This is a genomic window from Streptomyces nigrescens (assembly GCF_027626975.1).
GTDB classification, from domain to species: Bacteria; Actinomycetota; Actinomycetes; order Streptomycetales; family Streptomycetaceae; genus Streptomyces; species Streptomyces nigrescens.
This window is the reverse complement of sequence record NZ_CP114203.1, coordinates 793194-805713: the sequence shown is the minus strand read 5'-3', so window position 1 is coordinate 805713 and position 12520 is coordinate 793194. Positions and strand designations below refer to the sequence as shown.

The following is a 12520-nucleotide window of genomic DNA, read 5'->3' as shown; positions in this document are numbered from 1 at the left end:
TGCGTGGTGCTTGAGGGGTCCCGACGGGCCGGAGGGGGACGTCATGGAACTTCGGTGGCCGAACCCCCGGCCCCCAGCCTCCGGCCCCCGGCGCTCGCCCCCAGACGCCCGATCCCGTCCCCCTCCCGACCCCGTCCCCCCGACCCCGCCCCCCGGCCCCCCTCAGCCCTGATACTCCGTGAGGTCGATGCTGTGCACCGTCAGTGCATGGCCGTACTCCGGATGGGTCGCCTCCCGTTCGAAGGCCATGCCGAGCTTGCGTACGACGTTCTGCGAGGACTCATGGCCCAGCCGGTTGATGGCGATGACGCGGTCGAGGCCGCGGTCCTGGAGGGCGAACTCCAGCACCGCCTGGGCAGCTTCGGAGGCGTAGCCCTGGCCCCAGTACTGCCGGCCGAGGCGCCAGCTGATCGCGATCTCGTGCCGGGCCTCGGGCAGGAATTCGGGTACGGACAGGCCGGCGCATCCGGCCAGTTCGCCCGAGGCGAGCAGTTCGACGGCGAAGAGGCCGAAGCCCTCGTCGTCCCACTCCTCCTCCCACCGTTCGATTTCCTCGGCGGTGCGGTCCAGGTCGAGGGTGGAGCCGTCGCCGATCCAGCGCATGACGAGCGGGTCCGCGTTGATGTCCGCCATGGGGGCGAGGTCGTCGTCGGTCCAGCGGCGGAGGATGAGGCGGGGGGTGCGGATCTCGGTCATGCCTCCCATCCTGTCGAATGCGGGGGCGCGGCGGTAATCGGCGGGTGTCCGTTCGCGGTCCGTGCGGTGCAGGTCAGCGGTTCAGCAGCTGCGCCAGCGTCTCCTCGAGTTCGGTCTGCAGGACGCGGCTCGCCGCCTCCCCGTCGCCGTCCGCCACGGCCTCGACCAGTGCCGCGTGCCGGGCGTCACCGTGCTGCGGTTCCTCGTTCCCGAGCCCCAGCAGTTCCACCAGGTCGATCAGCCCCTGGCGCAGTGCCGGTGCGAACTCCGTGAACAGATCGGTCAGGACGGGGTTGTGCGCGGCCTCGACCACGGCCGCGTGCAGCGCGATATCCGCGTCCACGAAAGCCGCGTGGCCGGCTCCGGCGGCCGAACGCCGTCCCTCCAGGGCGGCCCGCATCGCCGCGATATCGGCCTCCGTGCGCCGGGTGGCGGCCAGCCGGGCGGCCTGTACCTCGACCATGGCGCGGACCTCGTAGACATCGGCGACGGCCGCGCGGCGCAGGCGGGTGGGCCAGTCCTCGGTGGGCTCGGTGGCGATCACGAAGACGCCGGCGCCCTGGCGTGGTTGCACCAACCCGGCGCCGGCCAGGGCCCGTACGGCCTCGCGGACCGTGGAGCGGCCGACGCCGAGGGTTTTGGCCAGCGTGGTTTCGCCGGGGAGTTTGGTGCCCACCGGCCAGTGCCCGCCGGTGATCTGGTCGCGCAGCCGCTGGGCGGCCTGTTCGACCAGCGGGCTGGGGCGGAGAGCTTCGAGTGCCATCCCGTCATACCTCTCAGGTTGTCTGAGGAGTTGTTCCGTGGTTAGTGTACCGGCCATGAAGCTGCGTGGTCTCCTTATCGGCCGCCGTGGCGGGGCCTGACGCGACCGGCACCCCGCCGCGGGGTTCGGTGCTGCCGGTCTCCCTCCGGCTTGTGAAGGACCGTCATGCCCCGCACCACTTCAGCCGATCGCACCGCCGCGGGCGGCTTTCCCACCCTCCGTACGCCCGCCGGCCCCGTACCCGCCGACGCGCCGGCGTGGAATCCGCAGCGCGGCAGCGCGATGCCCGCCCACCGTTACCGGCCCGCGCAGGACCGCGTCGAGGTGCCGCTGACCGGACGGGCCTGGCCCGCCGCCCGGATCGAGCGGGCCCCACTGTGGGTGCCGGTCGATCTGCGCGACGGCAATCAGGCGCTCGCCGAGCCGATGGACACTCCCCGGAAGCGCCGGATGTTCGATCTGCTGGTCGCGATGGGCTTCAAGGAGATCGAGGTCGCCTATCCCTCCGCGAGCCGTACCGACTTCGACTTCGTCCGCCATCTGGCGGACAGCGGTGCGGTGCCGGACGACGTGACGGTGGTGGTCTTCACCCCGGCCCGCCGGGAACTGATCGAGCGGACCTTCGCGGCCATCGAGGGGCTGCCGCGCACCGTCGTGCACCTCTACACGCCGACCGCACCCACGTGGCGTGAGGTGGTCCTCGGCCGCAGCCGGGCGGAGGTGCGCGACCTGGTACTCGATGCCGCGACGCATATGGCCCGGCTGGCCGCGGCACGGCCCGGGGCCGGCATCCGGTTCCAGTTCTCGCCGGAGGTCTTCAACCTCACCGAGCCCGATCTCGTGCTGGAGATCTGCAACGGTCTGACGGACCTCTGGGACGCCTCGCCGGACCGTCCGGTGACCCATAATCTGCCGGCCACCGTCGAGGTCGCCACGCCCAATGTGTACGCCGACCAGATCGAGTACATGCACCGGCATCTGACGCGGCGGGATGCGGTGGTCCTCTCCGTGCACCCGCACAACGACCGCGGTACCGGAGTGGCCTGTGCGGAACTCGCCGTGCTGGCCGGGGCGCAGCGGGTGGAGGGCTGTCTGTTCGGCAACGGGGAGCGCACCGGCAACGTCGACCTGGTCACCCTCGCCCTCAATCTGCACACCCAGGGCGTCGACCCGATGATCGACTTCTCGGATCTCTCCACCGTCCGCCGCACGGTCGAGGACTGCATCCGGCTGCCCGTCCACCCACGCCATCCGTATGCCGGTGAGCTCGTCCACACCGCCTTCTCCGGCACCCACCAGGACGCCATCAGCAAGGGGCTGGCCCACCATGCGCGGCGCGCGGCCGGCCTGGGCGTACCGGAGTCCGAGGCGCCCTGGACGGTGCCGTATCTGCCCGTCGACCCGGCCGACCTCGGCTGCACCTACGAGGCGGTCATCCGGGTCAACAGCCAGTCCGGCAAGGGCGGGATCGCGCACCTCCTGCAGCTGCACCACGGCCTGGACCTGCCGCAGGACCTGCGGCCCGACTTCTCCCGCACGGTGCAGCGCGCCACGGACGACAGCGGACAGGAGGCCACCCCGAAGGAGCTGTGGGAGCTCTTCCGGAGCACCTATCTCGCGCCGGGGGAGGAGGGCCCGCTGACGCTCGGCTCCTGGAGCGCCACCGAGCCCGCGCCGGGTGAGCACCGTGTCGTGTGCAGCTTCGGCGGGGGCAACGCCGCGGACGGCCGGCGGCGTTACGAAGGCTCCGGCAACGGTCCGCTCGCCGCCTTCACCGACGCGCTGGCCGCCGCCGGGCACCCCGTCGGCATCCTCAGCTATGCCGGACACGCCCTCGCCCCGGGCCCGGACAGTGCCGCGGTCGCCTACGTCCGGTGCCGTATCGGCGGCGCCACGTACTGGGGTGCGGGCCGGGACACCTCCGTCCTGATGGCCTCGGTGCGGGCGGTGCTGTCGGCCGTGAACCGGGCGAAGGGGGAGGTCTCGTAGGGGCCGCGGACGGCGGGCGCTCCACGGCGCCCGCCGTCCGCGGCATTAACCCAGGTCCTTCTACGCCTGCGTACCGGCTCCCCGGCCCTGGGCGCGGGCGTACGCGTCCCGGGCGGGGCGGCCGCGACTCCTACGGCCCTCTCGTCCCCGGTCCGCCGAACGACGGTCCCGACCGGGGACACGGGGAGTAGCGGACCCGGCCCTCTGCGGGCCCACTGGGGCCGGTGGGCCTGCAGGGGCCCGTGGGGCCTATGGTCCGGGTCGGCGGAACGGCCGAACTCGGGGGTGCCGCATCCGCACATCGGGAATTTTCTGCGAGTCTGAGCGGCGCGCCCCGAAACCCGGCTGGTCACACCGGTTGCCGGGGTTATCGGCGTGCCGAGCACCCAAGCTCGTTAGTGGTGTGTTAGTGCCTCGTTAGCGGACCGGCAGTGCCCAGGGCCACGCTGGAACGAGCAACGGACGGACCGCACCCCACTACGAGAGCTCGCCCTACCAGACGAGGGGGACACTTATGTCGCTCACCATCAAGATGCTCGGCCGCGGTCGTCGTGTCGCCGCGGGATCGCTGATCGTTGTCGCGGCGCTTGCGCTCACTGCCTGTGAGGGCGGCCCCGACGCCGCATCCCGCCCCTCGTCGGCCGCCGCACCCGCCACGTCGCACGACAAGGCGAGTGGCGGGGACAAGACGTCCCACGGCAGTGCGCAGCCGTCCGCTGCGAAGGAGCAGTCCACCGCGGCCGCTCAGAAGCCGTCGGCGAAAGCGGTGGCCTCTCCCGGCGGTGAGCCGACGGGCAAGGCGCCGAGCGCCGCAGAGGCCCACACCTCCACCACGGCGGCCTCCGACCGCTGCACCGCCGCCAACATGTCGCTGCGCCTGGGCGCCTCCGACGCCGGTGCGGGCAACATCCGCTACCCCCTCGTCTTCACGAACAAGGGCAAGAAGGCCTGTTCGCTGCGCGGCTTCCCCGGGGTCTCGCTGATCAACCGTGACGGCTCGGCCGTCGGCAAGCCCGCCACCCGCGAGGGCGGTGCCGGCGGTGCCGTCCGGCTCCAGCCGGGCCAGAGCGCACACGCCCTGCTGCACACCCTCAACGAGGGCGTCTCGGACACCCCGTGCTGGGCCAAGTCGCAGCTCGTCTTCGTCTACCCGCCCGGCTCCAAGGAGTCGATGACCACCGGCAGCCGCGGACTGCGGGTGTGCGGCGGGCGGTTCGACGTGACCGCGGTGACGGCCGGCTCCCTGGGCTGACGGCCCGGTCCGCGGGCGCGCGGCAAGGACAGCCGCGGACGGCCTCGTCACGACAAGCACGCCCCCGGCGCACGGTGCGCCGGGGGCGTGCGGCATGCCGGGAGGGGGCCGGCCGGACCGGACCGCAGGCCTTCGCGGAGGACGGTGACCCGCTGTGGTGCTGTGGCCTTCGATTCGGACGCTCGGGTGGTATGTCACCACAACGGCCCCTGGTGACCGCCCCGTGCTTCGGTATCGGTGTTACCAAGGTGGATGGAAGCCTTGAATGAGCGCTTTCGTTGCATATCTGCCTAGGAGACATCCCCATGTCTGCAGCTTCGAGCGTGGCCGACAAGGCCGCAGCGAACGGAAAGCCGTCCGCCGAGGACGAGTCCCCGATCCACATTCTCTGGATCAACGCCGGCCTGAGCTGCGATGGCGACTCCGTGTCGCTCACCGCCGCGACGCAGCCGAGCATTGAGGAGATCGCGCTCAGTGTGCTGCCGGGGCTGCCCAAGGTCGCCGTCCATTGGCCACTGATCGATTTCGAATGCGGCCCGGTCGGGGGCGCGGACACCTTCATCGAGTGGTTCTTCAAGGGCGAACGCGGCGAGATCGACCCGTTCGTGCTGGTCGTCGAGGGGTCCATCCCCAACGAGTCCATCAAGCCGGAAGGCTACTGGTGCGGCTTCGGTGACAACCCGGAGACCGGCCAGCCGATCACCACCAGCGAGTGGATCGACCGGCTCGCCCCCAAGGCGCTCGCCGTGGTGGCGATCGGCACCTGTGCCACGTACGGCGGCATCCATGCCATGGCGGGCAACCCGACGGGCGCCATGGGTGTGCCCGACTACCTGGGCTGGGACTGGACGTCCAAGGCAGGGATCCCGATCGTCTGTGTGCCGGGCTGCCCGATCCAGCCGGACAACTTCTCGGAGACGCTGACCTACCTGCTCTACCAGGCGACGGGCGCGGCTCCGATGATCCCGCTGGACGACCAGCTGCGGCCCACCTGGCTCTTCGGGGAGACCGTGCACGAGGGCTGTGACCGGGCCGGTTACTACGAGCAGGGCCAGTTCGCCACCACGTACGACTCGCCCAAGTGTCTGGTGAAGCTCGGATGCTGGGGGCCCGTGGTCAAATGCAACGTGCCCAAGCGGGGCTGGATGGACGGCATCGGCGGCTGCCCGAACGTCGGCGGCATCTGTATCGCCTGCACCATGCCCGGCTTCCCCGACAAGTTCATGCCGTTCATGGACGAGCCCCCCGGCGGAAAGCTCTCCAGCAGCGCCAGCGCCGCGTACGGCAGCGTCGTCCGCCGTCTGCGGAGCATCACGGCCAGGACCGTCGACCACGAGCCCAAGTGGCGCCACCGCGGCGACCAACTGACCACCGGCTACCGGAAACCCTGGTGAGCACACCCCGCCCGTAGCCGTCCGGCACCCCGGACCGTCCGTCCGACCTCACCCCCGCGCGCAAAAGAAGGGCACGGCACTCACGATGGCACCGAGAACGAAGGCGGCCGACGGCAGCGGTCTGACGGAGATGTCCTGGGATCCGATCACCCGGATCGTGGGCAGCCTCGGCATCCACACCAAGATCGACTTCAAGCAGAAGCGGGTGGCGGAGTGCTACAGCACCTCGTCCGTCTTCCGTGGCTACAGCGTCTTCATGCGGGGCAAGGACCCCCGTGACGCGCACTTCATCACCAGCCGCATCTGCGGTATCTGCGGTGACAACCACGCCACCTGCTCGGTGTACACGCAGAACATGGCCTACGGGGTGAAGCCCCCGCACCTGGGGGAGTGGATCATCAACCTCGGCGAGTCCGCCGAGTACATGTTCGACCACAACATCTTCCAGGAGAACCTGGTCGGGGTCGACTACTGCGAAAAGATGGTCCGCGAGACCAACCCTGGCGTGTGGGAGCTCGCCCAGCGCACCGAAGCCCCCCACGCGGGCGACCACGGCTACCGCACCATCGCCGACATCATGACCTCCCTCAACCCCATCGAGGGCGAGTTCTACCGCGAGGCGCTCCAGGTCAGCCGCTACACCCGGGAGATGTTCTGTCTCATGGAGGGCCGCCATGTGCACCCCTCCACGCTCTACCCGGGCGGAGTCGGCACCGTCGCCAGCGTCCAGCTCTTCACCGACTACCTCAGCCGGCTGATGCGCTACGTCGAGTTCATGAAGCGGGTCGTCCCGCTCCATGACGACCTGTTCGACTTCTTCTACGAGGCGCTGCCCGGGTACGAGGAGGTCGGCCGCCGGCGCGTCCTGCTGGGCTGCTGGGGCGCGCTCAACGACCCCGACCACTGCGACTTCACCTATCGCAACATGACGGACTGGGGACGGAAGATGTTCGTCACCCCGGGCATCATCGTCGACGGCAAACTGGTCACCAACGACCTCACCGAGATCAACCTGGGCATCCGGATCCTGCTGGGCAGCTCCTACTACCAGGACTGGGAAGGCCAGGAGCAGTTCGTCACCCACGACCCGCTCGGCAACCCCGTCGACCCGCGCCACCCGTGGAACCAGCACACCATCCCCGCCCCGCAGAAGCGGGACTTCGCCGACAAGTACAGCTGGGTGATGTCCCCGCGCTGGTTCGACGGCAAGGAGCATCTGGCCCTGGACACCGGCGGCGGCCCGATCGCACGGCTGTGGTCCACCGCACTGTCCGGACTGGTGGACACCCCGTACGTGAAGTCCACCGGCCACAGCGTCACCATCGACCTGCCCCGCTCCATGACCCGGCCCGAGGCCCGCTTCGAGTGGAAGATCCCCAAGTGGAGCAACGCCATTGAGCGCAACCGCGCCCGCACCTACTTCCAGGCGTACACCGCCGCCATGGCGCTGCACTTCGCGGAGAAGGGCCTGGAGGAGGTCCGCGCCGGACGCACCCAGACGTGGGAGAAGTTCGAGGTTCCCGACGAGTCCATCGGCTGCGGTTTCACCGAGGCGGTGCGCGGCGTCCTCTCGCACCACATGGTCATCCGGGACGGGAAGATCGCCAACTACCACCCGTACCCGCCGACCCCGTGGAACGCCAGCACCCGGGACACCTACGGCACCCCTGGCCCGTACGAGGACGCCGTCCAGAACACCCCGATCTTCGAGGAGAACACCCCGGAGAACTTCAAGGGCATCGACATCATGCGCACGGTGCGCAGCTTTGACCCGTGTCTGCCCTGCGGCGTCCACATGTACGTCGGCAACGGGCAGTCCGTACAGAAGATGCATGTGCCCACCGGCCTGAGCGGGCTCGCCGGATGAGCGCCGGGGCCACCACGGTGCAGGCCGCCGCACCGCAGGCCGGTGCACCCAGGGGCGCCGCGTCCGCCGCCGTGCCGAACGCCGAGGCCACCGGCCGGCGCGTCGAAGAGGTACTGGACCGCCTCGCGCAGCGCGACGACCGTGAGGCGAGCGCCGCCGCCGAGGAACTCGTCCGCGTCCTGATGGACTTCTACGGCGCGGGACTCGCCCGGATCATGCACCTCCTGGGCAGCGGCACGGACGACGGCGGTCCGCGCTCGGCGCTGCTGGGCGACGATCTGGTGACCAGCCTGCTGGTGCTGCACGATCTGCACCCCGAGGACACCGCGGCCCGCATCGGCCGCGCCCTGGACAGCGTCCGCCGTCAACACCCCGCCGAGGTCGCGGAGTTCGACGGGGACACCGGAACGCTGCGGCTGCGCTCCGGTGACTCCGGCGGCTGCGGCTGCCCGAGCACCAGCCGGCAGGCGCAACAGGCCGTCGAGGCCGCCGTGTCCTGCTTCGCGCCCGAGGTGACCTCGATGCAGTGGGAGGCGGCGGGCGAGCGGCCCGAGCCGGCGCTGCTGCAGATCTCCCGTCGCCCGCCGACCGCCGCCACCGCCTCGTGAGCGGCCGGCCAGCGGCGCCACCGCGCCTGGGACCGCCGCCCGCCCACCGCGGCCTGCGCCGCTTCCGGGCGCCGGTGCCGGCCGCCCCCGAACGCTGCGAACTGTGCGCCATGGTGCTCGCCGAGCACAATCACCGCCACCTGGTCGACACCGAACGCCGCGCGCTCGCCTGTGCCTGCACCCCGTGCGCGCTGCTCTTCGACCGGCCCGGCGCCGGCGCTGGACAGTTCCGTACGGTCCCCGACCGCTATCTCGTCGACCCCGGCCACACCCTCGACGACGCGGCCTGGGACCAACTCCAGATCCCCGTCGGCGTCGCGTTCTTCCTGCGCAGCGCCGACCAGGACCGGCTGGCCGCCCTCTACCCCAGCCCGGCCGGCGCCACCGAGAGCGAACTCGATCCGTCGACCTGGCAGACCGTGCTCTCCGCCAGCCGTCTGGCCACCCTCCTCCGGCCCGATGTGGAGGCGCTGCTGCTGCGCCGCTCCGAGGGCCGTATCGACTGCTATCTGGTGCCCGTCGACATCTGCTACGAACTCGTCGGCCGGATGCGGCTGTTGTGGCAGGGCTTCGACGGCGGCGCCGAGGCCCGCGCCGCGCTCTCCGACTTCTTCACCAAGGTCGCCCGCCGGGCCCGCGAGCCGAAGGGGGACGACCGGCCGTGACCGAGCTGTCCTTCGTCTGCACCGGCGTACGCGCCGACCGCTACGCCGCCGCACCCACCCTCCTCTTCCGGCTGCGCATCACCGCCGCCGGAGCGGCCCGGGTGCACGCCCTCGCGCTGCGCTGCCAGCTCCGCATCGAACCGGCCCGGCGCGGCTACCGGTCCGACGAGGCCGAGGCGCTGTCCGACCTCTTCGGCGAGCGGTCCCGCTGGGGTACCACCCTGCACCCCCTGCAGTTCGCCCACGTCTCCCTCGTCGTCCCCGGCTTCACCGGCGAGACCGAGGTGGATCTCCCCGTCCCCTGCACCTACGACCTGGACGTCGCGGTCGGCCGCTACTTCCATGCGCTGCGCGAGGGCGAGGTGCCGCTGCTGCTGCTGTTCTCCGGCACGGTGTTCGCCGGCCCCGGCGGCTTCCAGGTGCAGCCGGTGCCCTGGAACAAGGAAGCGTCCGTGCGGATGCCGGTGGCCGTCTGGCAGGAGATGACCGAGACGCACTTCCCCGGCTGCGGCTGGCTGCGGCTGCCCCGCGAAACCCTCGACGCACTGCTCGCCTACCGCTCCCGGCACGCCCTGCCCTCCTGGCAGGCGACCGTCGAGTCCCTGCTGGCCGCCGCCGACGGCACCGAACCGCCCGCACCGCGCGCCCGGCTCTTCCCGGGCGCCGCCGTCCGCCCCGTCAGCGAGAGGACCGCGCCGTGACGACCAGCGTGCTGCCCGAGGAGACGGCGGACCGCTTCGCCGCCGCCCGCCAGGTGGCCGACGCCGTGCTGTTCGAGGGCTATGTGCTCTACCCGTACCGCGCGTCCGCCGCCAAGAACCAACTCCGCTGGCAGTTCGGGGTGCTCGTCCCGCCCCACTGGGGCGCCGGCAGCGCGGAGCACTCCTTCCAGCGCACCGAATGCCTCATGGAGCCCCGCTCCGGTGCCCGGCTCTCGGCCGAGCTGCGGTTCCTGCGCGCCCAGCGGCGGACGGTCCAACGCCGTTGTGCGGACGGCGGGTTCGAGACCGTGGCGGAACTCGAACTGCCTGACCGGGTGCTGGTCCCCTGGGACGAGGGCGTCGAGGAACGCGTCACGCTCGTGGCCGACATCTCCAAGCTGACCGGCGAGGGCGTCACCGTCCCCTTCAACCGGCCCGCGCGGGAGGAGACCGAGCAGGTCCACGACGCCGACGGACAGCTCGTCGGCCGGCTGGTGCGCCACAGTGCCGAGATCGACGGCCGGGTCCGGCTCACCGCGAGCGAACTCGACGGCCCGTACGCGGCGTTCCGGCTGACCGCGACCGTCGAGAACACCAGCACCTGGCAACCGGACGACACCGAGGCCGACCGCGCCGCGGCACTGCCCCGCTCACTTGTCGGTGCCCATCTCCTCCTCGGCCTGAGCGCGGGCGCTTTCGTGTCCATGACCGACCCGCCGGAGTGGGCCAGGGGCGCCGTCGCGGCCTGCCGCAACGAGCACGTCTGGCCCGTGCTGGCCGGTGAGTCCGGCCGCGCCGATGTGGTGCTCTCCGCGCCGATCATCCTGGAGGACCACCCGGCCATCGCCCCGGAAAGCCCCGGTGCGCTCTACGACGCCCTGGAGATCGACGAGATCCTGGCCCTGCGCACCGCGGCCCTCACCGATGAGGAGAAGCGCGAGGCCCGCGGCACCGACCCCCGCGCCGCCGAGGTCATCGAGCTCGCCGACACCATGCCGCCCGAGGTGCTGGAGCGACTGCACGGCGCCGTACGGGCGCTGCGCGAGGTCACCGGGCCCGGCCCGGCCGCCCCCGACGAGCTCGCCCCGGAGGTGCCGGGCGTCCGTCCGGACACCCCCTGGTGGGACCCGGAGAGCGACCGCAGCGTCGACCCCGTACGCGACCGGATCACCGTCGACGGTCGGTCGGTGGGTGCCGGCAGCAGGGTGCTGCTGCGCCCCGGCCTGCGGCGCACCGATGCCCAGGACCTCTTCCTCCAGGGCCGTACGGCGCATGTGGAGGCGGTCCTGCACGACGTCGACGGCGGGGTGCACCTCGCGGTGACCGTGGAGGGCGATCCGGGCGTCGACATCCGGCGCGAGCAGGGCCGGTTCCTGTACTTCCAACCCGACGAGGTCGCTCCCCTGGAGGACGCGTGAGTCCCGAGGCAGCCGTCGCCAAGCGGCCCGCGAAGACGCTGATCGCCGGCGTCGGCAACATCTTCCTCGGCGACGACGGCTTCGGCGTCGAGGCCGTCCGCCGGCTCGACGAGCACCAACTCCCCGACGGGGTCGAGGTCGTCGACGTCGGCGTACGGGGCGTACACCTGGCCTACCAGATGCTGGAGGGCTACCACACGGTGCTCCTGGTGGACGCCTCCGCGCGCGGCGGTGAACCCGGCACCGTCTACCTCCTCGACGCCACCACTCCCGCCGACCGCCCGCCGGCCACCGCGCTGGACGGGCACCACATGACCCCCGACGCCGTGCTCGCACTGCTCGACACCCTCAGTGCGGGCACCGGCGGCCGGCGCCCGGAACGCGTCATGGTCGTCGGCTGCGAACCGGCCGATGTCGCCGAAGGCATCGGGCTCAGCGAACCCGTCGACGCCGCGGTCGACGAGGCCGTACAGCTCATCCTGCGGCTGGTCGGCGCGGAGGAACCGACACCGTCCGCCGCCGGACCGCACACCAGTGAGAGGAACACGACACCATGCTGAAGCTCGCCCTGAGCGGGGCCCTCGCCGCCGCGCTCGCCCTCGTCGTGAAGTCCGTGCTGCCTGACATCAAGCGCTATATGCGCATTCGCTCCATGTGACGGGCGACGCTGCACCGAACGGCGTACGCCACCGCGCCGCCCCGGCGAGGCACCCCGGCCGCCCCTCGGACGCGCCGTCTAATGAAGCCGAGCGGCACCCGGTCGTCCCCGTACCAGAGAGGGACCGATGCACGAGATGTCCATCGCGCTTGCGGTCGTGGACCAGGTCGAAAGCGCGGCCCGGCCCGCCGGGGCCACCACCGTCAACAGCGTCCGGCTGCAGGTCGGCGAACTGGCCGGGGTGGTCCCCGACGCGCTGGCCTTCTCCTTCGAACTCGCCTGTGCCGGAACGGTGCTGGAGGGCGCGGAGCTGGTGACGGAACCCGTCGCGGCCCGCGCCCGCTGCGGCCCCTGCGCGGACACCTGGCCGGTGGGCATGCCGCCGCAGCTCAGCTGCCCGGGCTGCGGCGGCGCCACGGCCGAGCTGCTGTCCGGCCGGGAACTGCAGATCGTCAGTGTGTGCTGGAACGACGCCCCGGTACACGTACCGACTCATCAGGAGCGCTGAA

Annotated in this window: 13 protein-coding genes; 11 read left to right on the top strand and 2 right to left on the bottom strand. The window is 71.6% G+C overall.

Annotation, left to right across the window (positions count from 1 at the left end; all coding sequences use genetic code 11):
• Positions 1–162: 162 nt before the first annotated feature.
• Together STRNI_RS03685 and STRNI_RS03680 are read right to left on the bottom strand one after the other, a co-directional pair.
• Positions 163–696 carry a GNAT family N-acetyltransferase gene (locus STRNI_RS03685; RefSeq protein WP_159484327.1) on the bottom strand — a complete coding sequence of 178 codons (534 nt, stop codon included), beginning with the start codon at positions 694–696 and terminating at the stop codon, positions 163–165.
• Between the two features lie 73 nt (positions 697–769).
• Positions 770–1459 carry a FadR/GntR family transcriptional regulator gene (locus tag STRNI_RS03680; protein WP_277410532.1) on the bottom strand — a complete coding sequence of 230 codons (690 nt, stop codon included), beginning with the start codon at positions 1457–1459 and terminating at the stop codon, positions 770–772.
• Between the two features lie 165 nt (positions 1460–1624).
• On the opposite strand from STRNI_RS03680, the gene STRNI_RS03675 reads away from it, so the two are divergent.
• The 11 genes from STRNI_RS03675 to STRNI_RS03630 all read left to right on the top strand — a co-directional run bounded on the left by STRNI_RS03675 (position 1625) and on the right by STRNI_RS03630 (position 12519).
• Positions 1625–3448, top strand: coding sequence for a 2-isopropylmalate synthase (locus STRNI_RS03675; RefSeq protein WP_277410531.1), 1824 nt, complete (start codon positions 1625–1627; stop codon positions 3446–3448).
• Between the two features lie 514 nt (positions 3449–3962).
• Positions 3963–4700 carry a DUF4232 domain-containing protein gene (locus tag STRNI_RS03670; RefSeq protein WP_277410530.1) on the top strand — a complete coding sequence of 246 codons (738 nt, stop codon included), beginning with the start codon at positions 3963–3965 and terminating at the stop codon, positions 4698–4700.
• Positions 4701–5005: 305 nt separating this feature from the next.
• Complete coding sequence (locus STRNI_RS03665) at positions 5006–6094, top strand: NADH-quinone oxidoreductase subunit B family protein (RefSeq protein ID WP_026170050.1); 1089 nt, start codon at positions 5006–5008, stop codon at positions 6092–6094.
• 85 nt (positions 6095–6179) lie between these two features.
• The gene (locus STRNI_RS03660; protein WP_018092043.1) at positions 6180–7961 is read left to right on the top strand and encodes a nickel-dependent hydrogenase large subunit; all 1782 of its coding nucleotides are present in this window, start codon (positions 6180–6182) and stop codon (positions 7959–7961) included.
• A complete protein-coding gene (locus STRNI_RS03655) occupies positions 7958–8569 on the top strand; it encodes a hypothetical protein (protein WP_204166012.1) in 612 nt (203 codons plus the stop codon). Before STRNI_RS03660 ends, STRNI_RS03655 begins: the two co-directional genes overlap by 4 nt.
• Positions 8570–8679: 110 nt before the next feature.
• Positions 8680–9234 (top strand): DUF5947 family protein, encoded by a 555-nt coding sequence (locus STRNI_RS03650; RefSeq protein ID WP_018092041.1) that lies wholly within the window; start codon positions 8680–8682, stop codon positions 9232–9234.
• Positions 9231–9935 (top strand): DUF6084 family protein, encoded by a 705-nt coding sequence (locus tag STRNI_RS03645; RefSeq protein WP_266439924.1) that lies wholly within the window; start codon positions 9231–9233, stop codon positions 9933–9935. The genes STRNI_RS03650 and STRNI_RS03645 overlap by 4 nt, the downstream gene beginning before the upstream one ends.
• The gene (locus tag STRNI_RS03640; protein WP_018092039.1) at positions 9932–11353 is read left to right on the top strand and encodes a hypothetical protein; all 1422 of its coding nucleotides are present in this window, start codon (positions 9932–9934) and stop codon (positions 11351–11353) included. The genes STRNI_RS03645 and STRNI_RS03640 overlap by 4 nt, the downstream gene beginning before the upstream one ends.
• Positions 11350–11913: a hydrogenase maturation protease gene (locus STRNI_RS03635; protein WP_018092038.1), complete on the top strand. Its 564-nt coding sequence runs from the start codon at positions 11350–11352 to the stop codon at positions 11911–11913. The genes STRNI_RS03640 and STRNI_RS03635 overlap by 4 nt, the downstream gene beginning before the upstream one ends.
• Positions 11907–12011: a DUF6893 family small protein gene (locus STRNI_RS41520; protein ID WP_371874773.1), complete on the top strand. Its 105-nt coding sequence runs from the start codon at positions 11907–11909 to the stop codon at positions 12009–12011. Before STRNI_RS03635 ends, STRNI_RS41520 begins: the two co-directional genes overlap by 7 nt.
• A gap of 127 nt (positions 12012–12138) precedes the next feature.
• Complete coding sequence (locus STRNI_RS03630; protein WP_093635372.1) at positions 12139–12519, top strand: hydrogenase maturation nickel metallochaperone HypA/HybF; 381 nt, start codon at positions 12139–12141, stop codon at positions 12517–12519.
• Position 12520 lies beyond the last annotated feature (1 nt).